This is a genomic window from Bacillus sp. 16GRE42, assembly GCF_019837435.1.
Taxonomy (GTDB): domain Bacteria; phylum Bacillota; class Bacilli; order Bacillales; family Bacillaceae_G; genus Bacillus_A; species Bacillus_A wiedmannii.
Window position 1 is genome coordinate 674,471 of record NZ_JADAXF010000003.1, and the last position, 18,731, is coordinate 693,201.

Annotated in this window: 21 protein-coding genes and 2 pseudogenes; 15 read left to right on the forward strand and 8 right to left on the reverse strand. The window is 31.9% G+C overall.

Annotated features, from left to right (window positions below):
* Nucleotides 1-8: 8 nt before the first annotated feature.
* Nucleotides 9-191, reverse strand: coding sequence for a DUF4021 domain-containing protein (locus ILS93_RS19880; RefSeq protein ID WP_000998381.1), 183 nt, complete (start codon nucleotides 189-191; stop codon nucleotides 9-11).
* A gap of 198 nt (nucleotides 192-389) precedes the next feature.
* On the opposite strand from ILS93_RS19880, the gene catA reads away from it, so the two are divergent.
* The 3 genes from catA (at nucleotide 390) to ILS93_RS19895 (ending at nucleotide 2,851) form a co-directional block, all read left to right on the forward strand.
* The gene (catA, locus tag ILS93_RS19885; protein ID WP_098102811.1) at nucleotides 390-1,040 is read left to right on the forward strand and encodes a type A chloramphenicol O-acetyltransferase; all 651 of its coding nucleotides are present in this window, start codon (nucleotides 390-392) and stop codon (nucleotides 1,038-1,040) included.
* Nucleotides 1,041-1,261: 221 nt separating this feature from the next.
* The gene (locus tag ILS93_RS19890; RefSeq protein ID WP_064474111.1) at nucleotides 1,262-2,188 is read left to right on the forward strand and encodes a GNAT family N-acetyltransferase; all 927 of its coding nucleotides are present in this window, start codon (nucleotides 1,262-1,264) and stop codon (nucleotides 2,186-2,188) included.
* A gap of 150 nt (nucleotides 2,189-2,338) precedes the next feature.
* Entirely contained in the window at nucleotides 2,339-2,851 is a 513-nt protein-coding gene (locus tag ILS93_RS19895) for a GNAT family N-acetyltransferase (protein ID WP_048529052.1), read from the forward strand.
* A gap of 38 nt (nucleotides 2,852-2,889) precedes the next feature.
* On the opposite strand, the gene ILS93_RS19900 is transcribed toward ILS93_RS19895, so the two are convergent.
* Nucleotides 2,890-3,777: a DMT family transporter gene (locus tag ILS93_RS19900; protein WP_064474112.1), complete on the reverse strand. Its 888-nt coding sequence runs from the start codon at nucleotides 3,775-3,777 to the stop codon at nucleotides 2,890-2,892.
* Nucleotides 3,778-3,915: 138 nt separating this feature from the next.
* Between ILS93_RS19900 and ILS93_RS19905 the strand changes: the two genes are divergently transcribed.
* The 5 genes from ILS93_RS19905 (at nucleotide 3,916) to ILS93_RS19925 (ending at nucleotide 8,109) form a co-directional block, all read left to right on the forward strand.
* Nucleotides 3,916-4,509 (forward strand): helix-turn-helix domain-containing protein, encoded by a 594-nt coding sequence (locus tag ILS93_RS19905; protein ID WP_306461236.1) that lies wholly within the window; start codon nucleotides 3,916-3,918, stop codon nucleotides 4,507-4,509.
* Between the two features lie 34 nt (nucleotides 4,510-4,543).
* Nucleotides 4,544-5,491, forward strand: coding sequence for a hypothetical protein (locus ILS93_RS19910; RefSeq protein ID WP_064474113.1), 948 nt, complete (start codon nucleotides 4,544-4,546; stop codon nucleotides 5,489-5,491).
* 165 nt (nucleotides 5,492-5,656) lie between these two features.
* Nucleotides 5,657-5,806: an aspartyl-phosphate phosphatase Spo0E family protein gene (locus ILS93_RS19915; RefSeq protein ID WP_000424361.1), complete on the forward strand. Its 150-nt coding sequence runs from the start codon at nucleotides 5,657-5,659 to the stop codon at nucleotides 5,804-5,806.
* A 113-nt stretch (nucleotides 5,807-5,919) separates the two neighbouring features.
* Nucleotides 5,920-6,648, forward strand: a complete 729-nt coding sequence (locus ILS93_RS19920; RefSeq protein WP_064474114.1) for an alpha/beta fold hydrolase — start codon at nucleotides 5,920-5,922, stop codon at nucleotides 6,646-6,648.
* Nucleotides 6,649-6,708: 60 nt separating this feature from the next.
* Entirely contained in the window at nucleotides 6,709-8,109 is a 1,401-nt protein-coding gene (locus ILS93_RS19925) for a protoporphyrinogen oxidase (protein WP_064474115.1), read from the forward strand.
* 51 nt (nucleotides 8,110-8,160) lie between these two features.
* On the opposite strand, the gene ILS93_RS19930 is transcribed toward ILS93_RS19925, so the two are convergent.
* Nucleotides 8,161-8,709, reverse strand: a complete 549-nt coding sequence (locus tag ILS93_RS19930) for a hypothetical protein (RefSeq protein WP_064474116.1) — start codon at nucleotides 8,707-8,709, stop codon at nucleotides 8,161-8,163.
* Between the two features lie 518 nt (nucleotides 8,710-9,227).
* Between ILS93_RS19930 and ILS93_RS19935 the strand changes: the two genes are divergently transcribed.
* Nucleotides 9,228-9,779, forward strand: a complete 552-nt coding sequence (locus ILS93_RS19935) for a GNAT family N-acetyltransferase (RefSeq protein ID WP_064474117.1) — start codon at nucleotides 9,228-9,230, stop codon at nucleotides 9,777-9,779.
* A gap of 38 nt (nucleotides 9,780-9,817) precedes the next feature.
* Here the strand turns inward: ILS93_RS19935 and ILS93_RS19940 are convergent, their stop codons facing one another.
* Both ILS93_RS19940 and cspD read right to left on the reverse strand, forming a co-directional pair.
* The gene (locus tag ILS93_RS19940; RefSeq protein ID WP_000286202.1) at nucleotides 9,818-10,003 is read right to left on the reverse strand and encodes a cold-shock protein; all 186 of its coding nucleotides are present in this window, start codon (nucleotides 10,001-10,003) and stop codon (nucleotides 9,818-9,820) included.
* Between the two features lie 86 nt (nucleotides 10,004-10,089).
* On the reverse strand, nucleotides 10,090-10,293 hold the full coding sequence (gene cspD, locus ILS93_RS19945) for a cold-shock protein CspD (protein ID WP_000176365.1): 204 nt from the start codon (nucleotides 10,291-10,293) through the stop codon (nucleotides 10,090-10,092).
* 373 nt (nucleotides 10,294-10,666) lie between these two features.
* Here cspD and ILS93_RS19950 point away from each other — a divergent pair, with 373 nt between their 5' ends.
* Both ILS93_RS19950 and ILS93_RS19955 read left to right on the forward strand, forming a co-directional pair.
* Nucleotides 10,667-11,563 carry a CPBP family intramembrane glutamic endopeptidase gene (locus ILS93_RS19950; RefSeq protein ID WP_064474118.1) on the forward strand — a complete coding sequence of 299 codons (897 nt, stop codon included), beginning with the start codon at nucleotides 10,667-10,669 and terminating at the stop codon, nucleotides 11,561-11,563.
* A gap of 17 nt (nucleotides 11,564-11,580) precedes the next feature.
* Nucleotides 11,581-12,231: an AAA family ATPase gene (locus tag ILS93_RS19955; protein ID WP_064474163.1), complete on the forward strand. Its 651-nt coding sequence runs from the start codon at nucleotides 11,581-11,583 to the stop codon at nucleotides 12,229-12,231.
* Nucleotides 12,232-12,265: 34 nt separating this feature from the next.
* On the opposite strand, the pseudogene ILS93_RS19960 reads toward ILS93_RS19955, so the two are convergent.
* Nucleotides 12,266-13,027: pseudogene (locus ILS93_RS19960) on the reverse strand (arginase family protein).
* A gap of 210 nt (nucleotides 13,028-13,237) precedes the next feature.
* On the opposite strand from ILS93_RS19960, the gene ILS93_RS19965 reads away from it, so the two are divergent.
* Entirely contained in the window at nucleotides 13,238-13,843 is a 606-nt protein-coding gene (locus ILS93_RS19965; RefSeq protein WP_064474119.1) for a PRK06770 family protein, read from the forward strand.
* A gap of 59 nt (nucleotides 13,844-13,902) precedes the next feature.
* On the opposite strand, the gene ILS93_RS19970 is transcribed toward ILS93_RS19965, so the two are convergent.
* Nucleotides 13,903-14,793 carry a LysR family transcriptional regulator gene (locus ILS93_RS19970; protein ID WP_098102520.1) on the reverse strand — a complete coding sequence of 297 codons (891 nt, stop codon included), beginning with the start codon at nucleotides 14,791-14,793 and terminating at the stop codon, nucleotides 13,903-13,905.
* A gap of 105 nt (nucleotides 14,794-14,898) precedes the next feature.
* Here ILS93_RS19970 and ILS93_RS19975 point away from each other — a divergent pair, with 105 nt between their 5' ends.
* From ILS93_RS19975 to ILS93_RS19985, 3 genes and pseudogenes are all read left to right on the forward strand, one after another.
* A complete protein-coding gene (locus ILS93_RS19975; protein ID WP_222661153.1) occupies nucleotides 14,899-15,942 on the forward strand; it encodes an aspartate-semialdehyde dehydrogenase in 1,044 nt (347 codons plus the stop codon).
* Between the two features lie 167 nt (nucleotides 15,943-16,109).
* Complete coding sequence (locus ILS93_RS19980) at nucleotides 16,110-17,216, forward strand: C45 family autoproteolytic acyltransferase/hydrolase (RefSeq protein WP_088046633.1); 1,107 nt, start codon at nucleotides 16,110-16,112, stop codon at nucleotides 17,214-17,216.
* Nucleotides 17,217-17,277: 61 nt separating this feature from the next.
* Nucleotides 17,278-17,540, forward strand: a pseudogene (locus tag ILS93_RS19985) (hypothetical protein).
* 97 nt (nucleotides 17,541-17,637) lie between these two features.
* Here ILS93_RS19985 and ILS93_RS19990 read toward each other — a convergent pair.
* Nucleotides 17,638-18,540 (reverse strand): LysR family transcriptional regulator, encoded by a 903-nt coding sequence (locus ILS93_RS19990; protein ID WP_064474123.1) that lies wholly within the window; start codon nucleotides 18,538-18,540, stop codon nucleotides 17,638-17,640.
* Nucleotides 18,541-18,731: the final 191 nt, after the last annotated feature.

Genomic DNA, 18,731 nt, shown 5'->3' on the forward strand with positions numbered 1-18,731 from the left:
GTAGTTTATTAATTTTTTGAAGTCAAATCATCAGTTACAGCATGATCAGCATCTTCAATAGCAGTTTCTGGCATTCCATATAAGCCATTCATTGCTTGTTCTTCTACATTAAGGTTTACAGTATTATTATTTTGAATAGGTGTATTGTTTGCGATAGCATTATCTTTTTTATTTACATTTTTGTCATTCATGTTTGAATCCTCCAAACGTCAGTTGATTTATTAATAGTATGTGGTTGGATTCCAATAAATATGTGAATGGATTTTTGCAGATGTTATATAATTAAATAAAAAACTTGAGGATAAATTTAAAATATAAGGAGTGAACAGGTATGGTGAAAACAAGAAAGTTAGCCTTCTAAAATAAAAAAATTTTAGGAGGCTATTACAATGAAGTTTCATATAATTGACATAGAAAATTGGAATAGAGAGCAGTATTTTGAACATTATTTAAAATTGAAATGTACGTTTAGTATAACTGTAAATATTGATATAACGATGTTGTTAAAGGAATTACATCAAAAAGGAATAAAATTTTATCCCGTTTTTATATATTTAATTTCTAGAGTAGTAAATAATCATAAAGAATTTCGAACATGTTTTAACGATGAAGGAGTTTTAGGCTATTGGGAGGAAATGATACCAAGTTATACAATCGTCCATAAAGATGATAAGTCTTTTTCAAGTATATGGACGGATTATTCTAGTGATTTCCACATTTTCTATAAAAATTATGAAGAAGATATGAGATGCTATGCTAATGTTCATGGTCTCTTCACGAAAGAGAATATTCCGCCAAATACTTTTCCTATTTCTAGTATACCTTGGGCTAGTTTTACTGGATTTAATCTTAATATTAATAATGATGGTGATTTTCTATTACCAATTATAACTTGTGGGAAATATTTTAATGAAGAAAATAGGGTTATACTACCAGTTTCATTGCAAGTCCATCATTCGGTTTGTGATGGGTATCATGCGAGTCAATTCCTAGAGGATTTACAGGAGTTAAGTAATAGTTGCAACGAGTGGCTAAAGTAATATCTAATTTTTAATAATATACAATTAAAAATAAATAAAAGAAGAGAACATGTTTATATTGCATGTTCTCTTCTTTATTCATTAATATTGAGTTACAGTGGAAAATATAGGTTGATTTGTAGTTTAATAGTAAATGAGATGATTAATTTTAATTTTCTTTATTTTATAACTATAAAGTTCATAAAACTTATTATTTTGTAACAATGAAGGGGAAAACAAAAATGACAATAATATGTATAGAAAAAGCTACAATTTTAGATGCTGAAAAGTTAACAGAAATAATGACAAGAACATTTGATGAAGAAGCAAAACGATGGCTATGCGGTCAAGGTGATGTAATTGACTATAACATTCAACCACCAGGTTATTCTTCAGTTGAAATGATGAAATATTCGATTGAAGAATTGGATTGTTACAAAGTGATAATGGATGGAAAAATAATCGGAGGAATTATAGTTACGATCTCAGGTAAGTCATATGGCCGAATTGATCGTATTTTTGTAGAGCCTGTTTATCAAGGAAAAGGAATTGGATCACATGTTATTAAATTAATAGAAGAGGAATATCTAAGCATAAGGATTTGGGATCTCGAAACATCTAGTAGACAAATTAATAATCATCATTTTTATGAAAAAATGGGCTATGAAATAATTTTCAGATCTGAAGATGAGTATTGTTATGTAAAAAGAATAACTGTAGAGTCAGCTAAAGAGAACCTGATTAAAAATAATGATATGAAAAATAGCCAATATGAAAACTGTAATCTAGCAAATACAGAGTATTATCAAGTGAATTTAAAAAATAGTTCCTTTGTTGGTAGTAATATAATGCATATGAATATGAGTAATTGTAATGTAAGTCAATCAAAGTTTAGAAATATAAATTTAAAAAGTTCTTTATATGCAGATTTAAATCTTTCCGGTAGTAAATTTTCTTTTGTGACTTTAGGTGGAGTTCATTTTAAAGATACAAGCCTTGGAGAAGATAAACATCCTATTTCATTTAATAGATGTGATTTGGAAGGTAGTACGATAAGTAATAGTAATCTCAAAAATATGGAAATAGAAAATTGTGATATAACTGGTATGAAAATAAATGGTATTCCAATTGAAAATCTGCTTGAGTTATATAATAAAGTGAAAAGTTAACCCGCATGAATTGTAGATAAGCTGGTCGTAATTTGGATATTATACCGAAATAATTGTGTAAAAATAACATAAAGAAATATAGAAGGGAAGGGGTTTCACCCAGGGGTCTAGAATGGATATGTATTGTTATGAATATGGAGGGGAGAAAATATGGAGATTAAACTAAGAGCGGTAGAAATACAAGATGCTAGAGCAATTCATCGTATATGCATACAAGATGATGTTTTACCTTATATGGTTTTCTTACCTAGTATGCGTGTAGATGCGATGGAAAATAGAATTCGTAATTTAGCGCCAAATCAATTTGAATTTGTTGCAGAGTATGATGGAGAAGTTGTTGGATTTGTTGGGTTAACCCAAAGCCCAGGACGTAGATCTCATTCAGGTGATTTGTTTATGGGGGTAGATAGTGAATATCATAATAAAGGCATTGGGAAAGCACTTCTTACAAAAATGCTTGATTTGGCTGATAATTGGTTAATGTTAGAGCGAGTAGAGCTTGGTGTTTTAGCAACGAATCCTAAGGCGAAATCGCTATATGAAAAATTTGGATTTGTAGAAGAGGGAATAAAAGTAGGGAATTTGAAGGCTCACGGAAAGTTCATTAATGAAATTATGATGAGTCGTTTTAGACCTGATGGTTTAATCATACATAATGGATAGTGAAAAGCATGACAGTATACTGGCATGCTTTTTATTTGTTAGTTGTTGTTAGGCAGTTTTGGCTGCACTAAAAATAATGCTAAGCCAATAAAAATAACTGTAATGCCTAGTCCTTGTTGTAAAGAAATAGTCTCATTTAATATAAAATACGCTAGTATACAAGTTCCAATCGTTTCTCCTAAAATACTCATAGAAATAACAGTAGCGCTCATCCATTTTAGTAACCAATTGAATATCGTTTGACCTAAAATCGTAGCAATGAAAGCTAAGCCAATAAAGCACAACCAAGTTTGTATAGAGTAATGGATGAAAGATTCTTGCTGCATGTAGGCAAATATACCGAGAAAACAGGCGCTACTTCCATAACTAATTACCGAATACGGTATAAGTGATAAATCTTTACGAACATGTTGGCTAATGAAAAAATAAGCGGTAATAATTCCGGCCGCAATAAATGCTAAAATATCTCCGTATAATGCTTCTCCGCTGATTTGGAAGTCTTGCCATCCGATGACGCTACTTCCTGAAATAGCGATGAGGCAACCAATAACCGCTCCTTTCGTAAATCTCTCTTTAAATAGAAAGTAACCACCAATCATTGAAAATAAAGGTTGTAATGTTACGATAACTGTAGAACTCGCTACAGAAGTGTATTGTAATGATTCAAACCATAGTACATAATGTGCAGCTAAAAATAGCCCGGATATGAATCCGAATCCCCATTGTCCTCTTGTTACTGTTTTTAGCTCGTTTCGATTATTTTTATTAAATAGTAATAACGGTAATAGAATCAGTGTAGCAAAGAATAATCGGTAAAAAGCAATGATAGCCGCAGGAGCATCTGCCAATTTTACGAAAATTGCTGAAGTTGATAGGGCGAATACGCCGAAAAATAAGATGCAATATGAAAGAATAGGTGATTTCACAGTTTGTCCCTCCGATAGACTGTTTATTATAATGAACTAAATAAGATATAATGTACAAAGGTAAGTATATAAGTCCCAGAGATGATAGGAAAGGATTATTTACTTTTGTTTACTATGTCAGCACAAAGGCAATGAAACATGCAATATGATGGACGAAAGGAAGTTTTTATTATGATACATGATAGACTCGGACAAACTGTATTAAGTTATCGTAAGAAAAATAATATGACAATTCGGGAATTTGCTGATTATGCAGGGATTAGTACTTCACTAATTAGTCAAATTGAACGAGGATATGCGAATCCCTCTTTAAGTGTATTGGAATTAATTGCGAAAGCATTAAATGTACCACTCTTTACACTTTTTATTAATGAAATTGATACAGATTCACTCATTTCTAAGAAAAAAGATCGAAAAAAAGTATATCGGGAGAACAATGATCACATTGTATATGATGTATTAACACCGGATTTTATGAAAGCACGTATTGAAATGTTAATAATGGATTTAAATAAACAAGCAAACACAACGGAAAGTCACTATTCACATGAAGATAAGGAAGAAATTGCTGTTGTTATGAAAGGGGAAGTGTATGTGGAGTTAGAAGGAAAAGAATATTTTTTAGAAGAAGGCGACGTTGTACGTATACCGCCAAACGTGAAGCATCGGTTTTTAAATAAAAGTGATGAATCCAATCATATTTTATTTGTATTGACGCCATCTTTAGGATGAGTATTAAATGATTTTTATTACGGGGGAAAAATAGATGGAAAATAAAATCGTTTTAAAAAGTGGCCTTTCAATTATTTCTCAATGTAAAAGACAGACAAATAATATTTGGCATGCGCATTTTGGAGCAGCTGCAATTGCTAGTTATTTCTTTATGAAAGACAACAATATGGATGAAGAGATAACTCATAATATGTATTACCAAACAAAAAGGATGCTGAACAAGCAAAACTTAGGTGAAGTCATTGATGATAAAGAAGAAATTGATTTTCAAAGTGCTGAAAAAATGATTATAAAATCATTGGAACATACAATTGATGAACTTCATTGGGTGGGGCATAATGTCATTTATGCTGCATTAAGTTTATTAGCTATGAAAGAGTTACAAAAATGGGGTGATAATCAAGAGATTGAAGGGATTACTAACCTTATAATATCGTTTCGAAAAACAATTCCTGGTAGATCATGGATTGGTTTTACAACAAAGGAAGTAAAACAATTAAGTATAAAAGATGAGATAGAAAGTGAATTAAGAAATCCGAAACAATTATCTACGTTTATTTTAAACGAGCTCTCGCAATTTAATATTATTTATAGAGCGGAATCACATCATGATTTAATTGGTCATTTACTTACTTTTTCTCATGCAATTAATATTATGTATGACTTAGGTCATAGAGATATATTCCAACGAGGTATACGTCCGCTGTTGAAACTAGTATACGTGTTACGTGCTAGTCAAAAATTAACGTCAAATAGTAAAATAACTTTACACTCACCGATAGATTTTTTACCTTTAGTCGAATCTAAACGTGCTCATGTATTACCAACAGAAAAAGAATTTTGGCTAAAAGACTATAGTACATTTGATTGGGATTTCGGACATATCTTTAAATTCTCATATAGTTATTTTGATCATATTAAGAGAGCTCCAAAATATAAAGATATAACATTAGAGAAATTCCGATTTATTATTAATGCGTAATGGAGTCTAATGATCTGTATAAAGGGCTAAATTAAAAAATTCTTTGTTGAAAATATATTATTTTGATATTTGTAAGATTTTACATACTTATTTTACTTTTACTAATTATGTAAGTAGGCTATACTAAAATACATACATTTTATTATTGGAGAGAAATAAAACGACATGGAATTAGTGAAATTAGAGAAAGTAATAGAAATTAAAAAAGAAGAGCTGTTATATTTAGTATCGGATTATGGAATTCAACATGAAAAAGTACTGGCATTAAGCCAAGAAATAGACAAATTGATTAATTACTTTATGTTTTTGAAATAGAAAGAACTATGACATGATGTGAAAATGTTATAGTTCTTTTTTATTTGGAAATTCAGATGAATATTCTATATACTGATAATTAATAGAATATTCCGTTTTAAAGGAGGGCATATATGATTTTACATACTAACATTTCAGGCGAAGGGGAACCAATTGTGCTTTTACATTCTGGTGGTATGACAGGTTTAGAAGAATTTGATGAGCAGGTAGCATTTTTTCGAGAAAAAAATTATCAAGTCATTCGTCCGGATTTAAGAGGACATGGAAGATCAGGCGGGACATTGGAGAATTATTTCCTACGTTCTGTAAAGGATTTACATGATACGTTAGTGCATTTACAAATTGATAGATGTCATATAGCTGGTGTTTCCCTAGGAGGATTAGTCGCTTTATTATTCACAAAAAAATATCCAGATAAAGTGAGAACATTAACTTTTTCTGGTATCTTTCCGCTTAAGGGAGAAAATTGGGAGGAGTCTCAGGAGTATGAAGCGAATTGCCATCAGCAATTGATGGAAAATGAAGAAGTTGTAACTTATATGAATCAAATTCATGAAAAAAGTGATTGGAAAGCATTGCTTGAATCGTGGCAAGTTAAAGATTGGTACCCATTCGATGAAACTGGTGATGTAGCTAATCTTCAAGTACCTACACTTTGTATTGCAGGGGGAGATTCGGAAGATGAAGTTACAGCTGCTACAATGTTCAAACAATTAAATGGAAATATTCATATTGCTATTATTCCGTTTGCTGGTCATTTAGTGCACAACGATCAACCAGAAATATATTCGAATATATTGTCTAATTTCTTACAGAATGCACAAGCTGCTAGTCGAATATAAGGACTTTTGGGTATAATAATAAAGGAATTATTAATTGTATCGGTTAGGAGCGCAGCACATATGAAAACAGTTGTTGTTATCGGTGGAGGTATAACGGGACTTTCTACTATGTTTTATTTAGAAAAATTAAAAAAGGATAATAATATCGATTTAAATTTAATCCTTGTAGAAAAAGAAGAGTACTTAGGTGGTAAAATCCATAGTGTAGAAGAAAAGGATTTTATTATGGAATCAGGAGCAGATTCTATCGTTGCTCGTAATGAACATGTTTTACCGCTTGTAAAAGATTTAAATTTAGAAGAAGAAATGGTATATAATGAAACGGGTATTTCTTACATATATTCTGATAATACTTTACACCCAATTCCATCTGACACTATATTTGGGATACCGATGAGTGTGGAGTCGTTGTTTAGCAGTACGCTAGTTTCAACGAAAGGGAAAATTGTTGCTTTAAAAGATTTCATAACGAAAAATAAAGAGTTTACAAAAGATACTTCGCTTGCTGTATTTTTAGAAAGCTTTTTAGGGAAAGAGTTAGTGGAAAAACAAATTGCTCCGGTGCTTTCAGGTGTATATTCCGGTAAATTAAATGAGCTTACTATGGCATCGACATTACCGTATTTACTGGATTATAAAAATAAATATGGAAGTATTATTAAAGGTTTTGAAGAGAATAAAAAACAGTTTCAATCAGCAGGAAACAAAAAGTTCGTATCATTTAAAGGTGGACTATCTACGATTATTTATCGTTTAGAAGAAATGCTGACTGAGACAGTCGTTAAGAAAGGCGCTGTAACGACTGCTGTAAGGAAACAAGGTGATCGCTATGAAATCTCCTTTGCAAATCATGAATCAATCCAAGCTGATTATGTTGTATTAGCAGCTCCTCACGATATCGCACAAACTTTATTACAGTCTAATGAGTTAAACGAGCAGTTTCATACATTTAAAAACTCATCTCTTATAAGTATTTACTTAGGATTTGATATACTTGATGAACAATTACCGGCGGACGGCACAGGATTTATCGTAACGGAAAACAGTGATTTACATTGTGATGCGTGTACATGGACAAGCCGGAAGTGGAAGCATACATCGGGAAAACAAAAGCTATTAGTAAGAATGTTTTATAAGAGTACAAATCCAGTATATGAAACGATTAAAAATTATAGTGAAGAAGAATTGGTACAAGTCGCTTTATATGATATTGAAAAGAGCCTAGGAATTAAAGGGAAACCAGAAGTAGTTGAAGTTACAAATTGGAAAGATTTAATGCCGAAATATCATTTAGAACATAATCAAGCTGTTCAAATATTACAAGAAAAAATGACGGATCTTTATCCTAATGTATACTTAGCTGGAGCCTCATATTACGGTGTCGGAATTGGTGCGTGTATTGGAAATGGAAAAAACACTGCAAATGAAATAATTGCAACATTAAAGGAACTGTCAAAATAGAATACATATATAAATAAAACGTCCCTCCAGTATATTGGAGGGACGTTTTATTTATTTCACTTGAATTGAGATTTTTTTATTAGTTGTATTATTCTCAGTAATCGTTAATGTTATGTTCCCGGATTCTTTAAATGAATAGGATGAGAGTTGATAAAGCTCTTTTATGCCATGTTTCTCTTTTAATTTATTGGCTGGAAGTGATGTTATGTTCGGTTTCCATGATTCTTGCTTACCTGAAGGATAGTTAACTATTATTTCTGGATTATTTAATTGCATTGGTTCCCATGAGGCAAAATATAGTTCAATTTCTGTATCTTTTTTTAGTAATTCTTCTGAGAAATACCCAAGCTCCCCAACATTACCGAAAACAGTAAAGTTTTGATTTTGTAACGTGATATCTAAATGTTTAGGTTGATATGTTGCTGCGTGGTAGATACCATAGGAAAGTGAAAGAGTGGCGGCGATTAACATGCCAATTGAAAATGTTTTAAAGCTATTGCCTTTAAAACTAGTCATCATGAATGAGTTTGGAGCGAACTTTTTTGCAAATAAAAATATGAGTAATATGAGTAAGAGGGATAAACTGATGAATATATACATAGAAAATATACACCTCCATAACAAACTATATTTTAACTATATTTTACCATAAATGTATGGAGGAGGGTGTTATTTTAGAAGGGAAAAGTGAGTGTGGAAACGAAATTATAAGATATGTTATTACGAGTGGAGTGATGGAGATGAAAAGAAAACAATTAATTTTTATAAATAAAGGTAAGAACAGGATAATAGGAGGGGATGTGATTGTATCCTTTTGTTAATGAGTTAGATACACTACTTAGAGAAACTGGTTTTTCAAGTATAAACTGGAGACAAACAGCTCCATGTCATTGGGCATTAGTTGCATATAAATAGAGTATAAAGAGATGGTCAAAATACTATGATCATCTCTTTATTTTTTCTAATCATGTAAAAGCAAGAAGGGTTACTTTTAGTTCGTATTGAATTAAGAGAATAAGCTTCTCTAGAAATAATTGATTAATGGGACATTAAGGACTTTCCTAATTTGAAATATTTTTTCTGCTATAATGAATGTGTAGAAAGAAAGGAATGATTCTATGGCGTTTCCTATATTAGAAACTGAACGTTTACGTTTAGTTGAAATAGAACAATCTTATTGTCAAAAAATATATGAAATTTTTTCATTGGATGAAGTAACATGTTATTACGGTATGAATTCCTTTACGGAGTTTGGACAAGCGTCGCGTATGATTGAATCTTTTTCAAAAAATTACTTTGAGAAAAAGGCAATACGATGGGGGATTGTATTAAAAAAAACAAATACGTTAGTCGGTACAATTGGATTAAATAATTTACAACTATGGAGTAAACGATCTGAAATTGGATATGACTTACATCCTCGTTATTGGGGAAATGGTTATGCCTCAGAAGCGGCTCAAGAAATTATTCATTATGGATTTCGAGATTTAGGCTTATTTAGAATTGGAGCTATTACATACCCTGAAAATGTTACTTCTTGTAGAATGTTATCTAAAATAGGCTTTCATAAGGAAGGGTTATTACGTGGATATATTCATCAAGGAAATAAGCAACATGATGCACTATTGTATTCTATAATTCGAACGGATATAGAGGATATAAATTTATAATAAAAAACCCCTCTTATAAAAGAGGGGGTAAGTAAAAATTAACCTATTTTAGGTAATAAACGTTCTCCGCTTTTCATGCTACTTTTACATAAAGGGCATTTAGGCTCTTCTTCAAATGAAAAGTTCTTTCTCATCCATCCTAAACAATCCTCTGATTCACATTCCCAGACAGGGGTTTGTTCTGGTGGTACTTCTGCTACATCATTCTTTCGATTGCGATACATATAACCACTCCTTTTATGTAAAAAATTTTAGTTATATATTAAAAAGGTTGTTAACCGAGCTGGTAACAACCTTTTTATTGTTTGAATTATAGCTTTACAACGTTTTTAGCTTGAGGTCCACGGTTACCGTCTTCAACTTCGAAGCTAACTTCTTGACCTTCGTCAAGAGATTTGAAGCCGTCGCCAGTGATAGCTGAGAAGTGAACGAATACGTCGTTACCGTCTGCAACTTCGATGAAACCGAAACCTTTTTCGCTGTTAAACCATTTTACTTTACCTGTTAATGTCATGGTAGTGCCTCCTAAAATTTAAAAAGATTACAATATGATCGGCCTTATTTGAATGAAAAATAAAAGTTCACATATTATCAAACACCCATAAGGAGTATAAAATAATCCTTATTGATACTTGATAATATGCAAAGGAAATATGGTGTTAAATTGACCTTAATTACTATCTTACAACAAATGGTGGGAAATAGCAAGTGCTGGTAATACCAGTGTGCAATAGGATGGAGATAATGGGAAAAGACACAAAGACATCTCTTTTATTTATATATTATTCCTAATTTTGGTTTATGCTAAACGGAGAACATTTTTATTGAAAGTTTGCATTAGAGAAACAATATATAGTATTAATATATTTGTTAAGGAGGCGAGAATATTGCAATTTATTCAATTTAAAATAATTGAAGCAGCCAAAGAAGGAAGAAGAAAAATTCATCCAGTATTCGCTGTTATACTTGCAATTGTATTTTTAACTTTAGGTGAATTGTTCATGTTATTTATGTTGTTTTTACCGAAAGCAGAAACACTTTTAATGAAGGCAATTTATAGTGACATTGAGATGATATTGACGTTTGGCGGAGCTGTATTTTTTGTTTTTTTATGGGTTAGATTTGTAGAGAAAAGATCAATTTCATCCATTGGGTTTTGGAGAAATCAGTGGATAAGAAAATATTTGAGAGGTGCATTATTAGGGTTTGTTTTCATTTCAATACCAGTAATGATACTTTTATTAACAGGAATTGTACAACTACAAATGCAACAAATTACGCCAACCGCTATAATTGGAATTGTGGGATCTTTAGTTGCTTTTTTAATACAAGGTGCAACAGAAGAAATTGTTGTTCGAGGTTGGTTATTTCCGGTCCTTTCTGTTAGAAGTCGTATATGGATTGGGATTGTTGTGACTTCTTTTTTATTTGGTTTTCTTCATTTACTAAATCCAGGTATTACAATTCTTTCAATATCGAATATAATATTAGTTGGTGTATTTGCAGCTTTTTACGTTTTGAAAGATAGTAGTCTTTGGGGGATATGCGCATGGCATTCCATTTGGAATTGGGCACAATATAACGTATTCGGATTTGCAGTAAGTGGAATGGCAATGTATTCTACACCACTTTTTAAACCTGTAACAAAAGGATCGGAAGTCCTTCATGGGGGCTCGTTCGGTATTGAGGGGAGTATCATTACAACAATCATGCTTTCTATCGCTTCCATTGTTTTATGGAGACAGTTATGGGGGAAAAATGCGAAGCAAAGAGATTTAAGTTAATGAAAGTGGGAGAAACTATGGGGATTATAGCGTTTGAGGGAGCAAGTGCGGTTGGTAAGAGTAGCACGTGTCGTGAATTAGAAAAAAATTATGGTGCGTACATTATACCTGAAGTGAATGTTTTATTTGAAAGACCAAAAAACGAACATAGAACATGGTATTTTGAAAAACAAGTAGAGCGCTGGAAAATAGCAGTGCAGAAATCAGAGCAATATGAATTAGTAATACTTGATGGCGACATTTATCAACCACTTAGTTATAATTGGTGTTTCCATTTTGATATATTTAATCAGCCGTTATCTTTAATAGAAAACTTTTATAAAGAAAAGCTAATACATAGGGAAATTGGTTTTCCCAATCAATATTTTTATTTATATACGAATGATGAAGAACTTAGAAAAAGGAAAGAATCTGACGAGACAAAAAGAAGAAGAAACTTTGAAAAGCATTTACATATATCAAAATCGTTTCAACGTTATTATGAAAATTTAAATGCTGTTACAGACGGGTACTGCAAAATGATTGATGCGAAAAGTGTAAAATCGAATGAATTAGAAATTGTGAAAAGTGTAAACAGTGTAAACAGTTTAAATGTGTGTGAAGAGACACGTTTTGATGTTTCGAGGTTAGATGCGATTACGAAGTGGTTAAAAGAATATCGTGCATAAAAACAACGAGTGCCTAATAAGGTACTCGTTGTTTTTATGCACAATATATTGATTTTAAAATTTGTAAGTTTGCTTTTTCATTTTTCTTAATAGCATTTGCATTTTTAGCTAGAAAGAGCTGAGAAGGATAAACCGGTAGTTCACCACAAATGTCGATACCATAGACATTTTTATTCCTAATAAGAGAATGTAAACATTTTAATAGTGTAGAAAGTTTCATATGTCCTTGATCCCAATTTGTAATAGTTACTTATGCATCTAAAACATCTTTATCAATGCTTACATATACAGTCTTTGTATGAATATGCGAAAGCATTGTATGTGCAGATATTTCATTAGCTGTATCTATCGGGAACACTTCTACGCATGAATAATCATTAGAATGAATGGTTAAAGAAGAAGGTCCAATAATAATTACTTTCTTTAATTTCGGATTATTTTGAAGAGCGAATGATACCTATGACCCGCAAGAAATAAGAGTATGTTCATTTTCTTCTTTTAAGTTCATATCAGTGTGATGATCAAATAAAATAAGGCTAAATGGTTCATCTATTTCTTTTAGTAGCAAATCAGATACATAATGATAATTTCCAGAACCGATAAAGGTGATTCCTCTTTGCTTTCTACGATATAACTCCCGTTTTATACGCTTTAAAGAAGGAGTCTCGCAATACAGGTTTGCGTGCTCTGAATGACTAAAATCAATATCTTCATGTGAATAAGAATGAAGTTTATTTTGTAATAAATACGTATCATCAAAGTTTAAAAAAGTTAAACCGATATACAATAAACTCATATTTATTCATCTCCTTTATATGTAGGCTAGCATATATTTTTATAAAATTAAAACGAAATGCTTAGAGATGGATCTGCATTTGAAAAAGATCGAGATTTTTGACGGAATAATCTTTCAATTTATAAAGAAAAGAAATACAATATAAGGAAATATACATGTGGTTCAAGAAATAGAAAATATGAATGGGATATGTGGGAGGAAACAAGCAATATGAAAACATTTTTTAAAATAATAGGTATTTTAGCTGGTATGGCGGTAATCGGCGTAGGTTTAACATATGGTATGCTGTATTATCTAAATAATAGTAAACCAGCTGCGAAAAAGGCATCACCAGCTGCTCCGGCAGCAGAGGTACTAGCTGATAGTAATGTAAAAGCTGAAGATGCAAAGCTTTTAGAAAATGGCAATCATTCTTTACAAAATAGCGGTTTTAATAAAAATTTTAAATGGACAGATGAGAACATACAGACAGCGTTACATGAAATGGCACATCAAAAAACGAAAGCTGATCAAAAGTGGGGCTATATTTTTATCACACAAGAACGAATTGAAAGTTTACTTGATATTGTAAAGAGTAATGATCTAGTACAAGGAAATACATATACAGATATTTTAGAGAGATGGAAACAAGGGAAATATGAAAAGATGGACGCGGATCACAACAAGATTTGGAAATTACAAAGCGGGAATTTAGGCGAAGGAAAAGGTGTAATGTCAGAAGCGGAACAAAAAGAGTTAATTAATCAATTGTTTATGCAAAAAGGTACATATTCAGGCAGTAAATTAATTGCAGGTGGGGGACAGACTAATAAATAAGATAATATTGGAAGAGAGTAAGTGCTTATTAGGCAGTTACTCTTTTTTGTGTGCAGCTTTTAGTCTTGTTCTAGTAAGGAAAGAAATGATTGTAAAACGGGTGAAATCCATCTAGATTTATGATAGATTACATAGCTTTGAATAACTGCTGGAGTTTCGATAGGCTGAAAACAGAGTTGTTCTTTTTGACAATTTTCTTGTACAACGATGTAAGGAAGAATTGAAATTCCTAACTCACACATTACAGATTGTTTAATGACTTCAACGTTGGAAGTTTCAAATGTTTTAGCTGGAATATTTCCGCTTTGACGTAAAAATCGATCTACCATTGGTCTATAGCCGCAGCTTTGTTCTGTAAAGATAAATTGAGTATCATTTAGTAAACAAAATGGATTAGAGTGTGTAGAGTAATGTGGAGGTAAAATCCATCCAAATGCTTCATTACAAAAAGTACGCGTAATAAAATCATTATGTTCCATACTTTCTCCAATTATGAAAATAACATCTGATTCTCCTTCACGTAGCTTATTCATTGCTTGTTCGTTTGTAGTTGTTTCCAGTACGATATTTACTTTCGGATTCTCCTGTTTGTACATACGTAATAATTGTGGTAATCGGTACACTGCTAATGATTCGTTAGATGTAATCGTTAATGTTCCCTCTAAATCATCACTATTTTGAGGGATTTCTTGCGCTTTTTCATAAATAGCTAGTAATTCTAGAGCATAAGGATGAAATTGATGACCTGCTTTTGTAAGAAGTACTTTTTTCCCTAATCGATCGAAAAGAGGGAGATGTAAATCGTTTTCTAATGCTTTCATATGCGCTGTTACAGTAGATTGCGCATAACCTAACGCATGAGCAGCTTTAGAAAAACCACCATATTTAACAATCGCACAAAATGTTTTAACGTGTCTCATTTCCATAAGCAATCCCTCTTTTATTATCATGATTTGTGAATGATTATATCACGTATTTCAATTTTCCAAATGGTTAAATTCTTTATAAAATGAAATTGTAGAAATATTCATTTAAGTGATATTGGAGGAGAAAAGATGATCAAAAAGTGCTATCATGTAGCTGTAGTCGGGGCTACAGGTGCAGTCGGACAGAAAATTATTGAACTGTTAGAGAAAGAAACTCAATTTAATATAGTTGAAGTTACATTGCTTTCGTCAAAACGATCCGCTGGTAAAGTAGTGCGATTTAAAGGACGGGAGATAATAATAAAAGAGGCAAAAACAACTAGCTTTGAAGGTGTAGATATTGCCTTTTTTAGCGCTGGAGGAGAAGTTTCTAGACAATTTGTCAATCACGCAGTCTCTAGTGGTGCTATCGTAATTGACAACACGAGTGAATACCGAATGGTACATGATGTACCGCTCGTTGTTCCAGAAGTAAATGCGCACACTTTAAAGAAGCATAAAGGGATCATTGCAGTTCCGAATTGTTCAGCATTACAGATGGTGACGGCACTTCAGCCAATTCGAAAAGCATTCGGATTGGAACGAATTATTGTTTCCACATACCAAGCTGTATCAGGTTCAGGAATTCATGCGATTCAGGAATTAAAAGAACAGACTAAGTCAATGCTTGCAGGTGAAGAGGTTAAGGGTACGATATTACCTGTGAAAAAAGATAAAAAGCATTATCCAATTGCGTTTAATGTACTGCCTCAAGTAGATATATTTACAGATAATGATTTTACATTTGAAGAAGTAAAAATGATTCAAGAAACGAAGAAAATTTTAGAAGATCTCAATTTAAAAATGGCAGCTACTTGTGTGCGTGTTCCAGTTGTTTCAGGGCATTCAGAATCGGTTTATATTGAACTTGAAAAAGAAGCGACTGTTGCAGAAATAAGAGAAGTGTTGCTGGATGCACCAGGTGTTAGACTGCAAGATAATCCTAGTGAACAGCTGTACCCAATGCCAGTATATGCAGAAGGGAAAATAGATACATTTGTCGGGAGAATTAGAAAAGACCCTGATACACCAAAAGGATTCCATCTTTGGATTGTTTCCGATAATTTATTAAAAGGGGCCGCTTGGAACTCGGTTCAAATTGCAGAAACGTTGGTGGAGGAAGGGATAATATAGTATAGGTAAACTAGGAGACTGTTAATGATTACAGTTTCCTAGTTTTTATTTTATAATTGTTGTCTTTATTCCAGCCAAATTTGATTTGAAAGACAGTAAAAAACATCAAGAATGAATAAAGTCCTTTTAGTATGATATAGATATAATCAATACGAGGGGGAAATATGATGTATGAAGTAAAGGGGTACTTTTCATCATTAAAAGGAAGTCATTATGATATTGGAAGGCAACAAGGAGAGTTTGTGAAAAGTCATCCGTATCTCATTCCACAATTTATACAACAAGAACATTTAGTATCAGATAATTATTGGACAGAATCTAGAAATATATTACATCAATATTGTCCTGGAATTAATGATGAAATTGAAGGTTTTTGTGAAGTGTTGAAAATTCCTGCTAGAAATATGATGTATTATTATCAAACACTATTAAAAGCAGGATGTAGTCATTGTGTCGTATTACCTAAAAAGACAGATTCAAAGCACACATATGTATTAAGAAATTATGATTTGTCACCAAAAATAGATGATATGCGTTTTTGCTCTACACATGTTGAAGGCGCGTATGCCCATAGTGGATTTTCTACTTTTTATTTTGGTCGAACTGAAGGTGTTAATGAGCATGGGTTAGCTGTTACATTTTCAGCATGTGGTCAACCAGTAGGGAGTATTGAAGGCTTACGAGAGCCGGTGTTAAATGGTTTACAATGTTTTGCGGTAATTCGAGTATTATTGGAGAAATGTAAAAATGTGCGGGAGGCGATATCACTAGTTGATGAAATGCCAATTGCAAGTAATATTAATCTAATTGTAGCAGATCCTTTAGACGCAGCGCGTATTGAAATATTTGACGGTTTTAAATCAATAACCACAATTGATGAGGAAAGCCATGATTTTATCGTATCAACAAACCATGCGATTAGTTTACCTATTCAAAAATTGAATAATAGAAGATTAGAACAATCTACAAACAGATATCACACATTGTATGAATATTTAAATCAAAATGAACTAGTGAGCATGAAGTCTTTAAAAGGATTAGTAGAAAAAGAGTATCCTACTGGGCTGACAGTACATAATTATGAAGAATGGTTTGGAACTTTGCATTCTGTCTTATTTGATTTGCATAACCGTACAATGAATATTTGCTTCGGATCTCCACTATTCAACGACTGGTACTCATTGAAAGTTGGAGAGAGCCTATCCTTTTCTAAGTTGAATGTGAAATTTAATAATAAAACGTATACTGACTTTTGGAAAGAAGAACGCTATTAATTGATTCAAGAAGAATAAATGAGATAAAATGGTAATAGTGTATATACGAGAGGGATTGCCATTGCTAAAAGTAATGTTACCGATTGTTCTTATCTTATTTGTTGTCGTTTCAATGTATATTACTTATGAAAAAAGAAAAAAGCAGGGGTAAAAGGATTGAAGAGTGCGTTACCTTCAATTTGTTTCTTTGCAATTGCGATTTTAAATTTCTTTGCATATTGGTTTAGCTTTGGCGGTATGTTTACTTGGTTGTTTTCAATCGTATTATTGCTAATTGGAGCATATTTCACGAAATATATTCCAATATCTAAAAAGGTACATTGAAATCTATATGAATCTTAATATGATGTTTTATTTTGAAAAGAGATTATTCTACTAGGTCGTTGTGAAGCGATTTTATAGGATAATCTCTTTTGTTCGTTTAGCTTTGTAAAGAACGTACTGTTCTATTTAGTTGCTCAATAAACTCTCGAGTTGCAGCACACATATATTTATCTTTTCTATATATAAGTCCAATTTCTATTGTTGGAGTAGGATTTTCTATTTTAATAGCTTGAATGTTTTTATTTTGTAAAAAGTCTATATACGGTTTTGGTAACACTGTAATTCCCATTCCTTTAGAAACCATTTGGATTAAAGATTCCATCGTACTAATTTCTAAAATTGGTTTTGGTTTAAAATTGAATTTTTGACAATGAGATGTAATTAGTTCGGTTAAAAAGAAATTTTTAGGTAATAGAATTAAAGGGTAGTTCTGTAATTCAGCAATAGATACATGATTACGTTCAGCTAATCGATGACCGGTTGGTACGACTAATGTAAGTTCACTTTTGTATAGAGGGATAGAAATAATCTCCTTATCTTGCACCGGGAGAAATGTAATGCCAATATCAAGTTCGTTTTGTAATAATTTTTCGCGAATATCTCCTGTACGAAGCCCTAATACAGAGAGTTCTATATTAGGATATAATTGATTAAAATTTAAAATAGCGGGTGGTAGTAAATAATTTACGACGGTTAACAATAATCCTATTGTTAAGGAACCTTGTTGTAACCCGTTTAAATCTTGAATAGCAGAACGAGCTTGTTCGACTTCATGAAAAATGGTTTTACTATGTAATAATAAAATCCTTCCTGCATTAGTTAAAGATATTCTTTTACCAATGCGATCGAAAAGCGGCATTCCTACTTCATGTTCTAATGCACGTATTTGCTGACTTAGAGAAGGTTGTGAAATATTTAATTTCTCAGCTGCTTTTGTGAAATGCAATTCTTTTGAAACAGCTAAAAAATATTCAAGTTGTCGTAATTCGATTGGAATCACCTCAAGTTTAATGATAGGTTATACCTATCATTATTATATAAATAATTGGATTGAACAATGATTTTGTTGAGCTTATAATCATTTTATTAGAGAGGGATTGAAAAGTTTTTGAAGTAAGGATAGATAAGTATCGGAGCAAGGATATTTGAGTGGTTATTACATTTGCTGATCTTTTGTCATTTTAAATGAAA

What these genes read in the sequence shown, in the direction of transcription:
- ILS93_RS19880 (WP_000998381.1), bottom strand. Translation starts at nt 191, where the DNA reads ATGAATGACAAAAATGTAAATAAAAAAGATAATGCTATCGCAAACAAT.
- catA (WP_098102811.1), top strand. Translation starts at nt 390, where the DNA reads ATGAAGTTTCATATAATTGACATAGAAAATTGGAATAGAGAGCAGTAT.
- ILS93_RS19890 (WP_064474111.1), top strand. Translation starts at nt 1,262, where the DNA reads ATGACAATAATATGTATAGAAAAAGCTACAATTTTAGATGCTGAAAAG.
- ILS93_RS19895 (WP_048529052.1), top strand. Translation starts at nt 2,339, where the DNA reads ATGGAGATTAAACTAAGAGCGGTAGAAATACAAGATGCTAGAGCAATT.
- ILS93_RS19905 (WP_306461236.1), top strand. Translation starts at nt 3,916, where the DNA reads ATGCAATATGATGGACGAAAGGAAGTTTTTATTATGATACATGATAGA.
- ILS93_RS19910 (WP_064474113.1), top strand. Translation starts at nt 4,544, where the DNA reads ATGGAAAATAAAATCGTTTTAAAAAGTGGCCTTTCAATTATTTCTCAA.
- ILS93_RS19915 (WP_000424361.1), top strand. Translation starts at nt 5,657, where the DNA reads ATGGAATTAGTGAAATTAGAGAAAGTAATAGAAATTAAAAAAGAAGAG.
- ILS93_RS19920 (WP_064474114.1), top strand. Translation starts at nt 5,920, where the DNA reads ATGATTTTACATACTAACATTTCAGGCGAAGGGGAACCAATTGTGCTT.
- ILS93_RS19925 (WP_064474115.1), top strand. Translation starts at nt 6,709, where the DNA reads ATGAAAACAGTTGTTGTTATCGGTGGAGGTATAACGGGACTTTCTACT.
- ILS93_RS19930 (WP_064474116.1), bottom strand. Translation starts at nt 8,709, where the DNA reads ATGTATATATTCATCAGTTTATCCCTCTTACTCATATTACTCATATTT.
- ILS93_RS19935 (WP_064474117.1), top strand. Translation starts at nt 9,228, where the DNA reads ATGGCGTTTCCTATATTAGAAACTGAACGTTTACGTTTAGTTGAAATA.
- ILS93_RS19940 (WP_000286202.1), bottom strand. Translation starts at nt 10,003, where the DNA reads ATGTATCGCAATCGAAAGAATGATGTAGCAGAAGTACCACCAGAACAA.
- cspD (WP_000176365.1), bottom strand. Translation starts at nt 10,293, where the DNA reads ATGACATTAACAGGTAAAGTAAAATGGTTTAACAGCGAAAAAGGTTTC.
- ILS93_RS19955 (WP_064474163.1), top strand. Translation starts at nt 11,581, where the DNA reads ATGGGGATTATAGCGTTTGAGGGAGCAAGTGCGGTTGGTAAGAGTAGC.
- ILS93_RS19965 (WP_064474119.1), top strand. Translation starts at nt 13,238, where the DNA reads ATGAAAACATTTTTTAAAATAATAGGTATTTTAGCTGGTATGGCGGTA.
- ILS93_RS19970 (WP_098102520.1), bottom strand. Translation starts at nt 14,793, where the DNA reads ATGATAATAAAAGAGGGATTGCTTATGGAAATGAGACACGTTAAAACA.
- ILS93_RS19975 (WP_222661153.1), top strand. Translation starts at nt 14,899, where the DNA reads ATGATCAAAAAGTGCTATCATGTAGCTGTAGTCGGGGCTACAGGTGCA.
- ILS93_RS19980 (WP_088046633.1), top strand. Translation starts at nt 16,110, where the DNA reads ATGTATGAAGTAAAGGGGTACTTTTCATCATTAAAAGGAAGTCATTAT.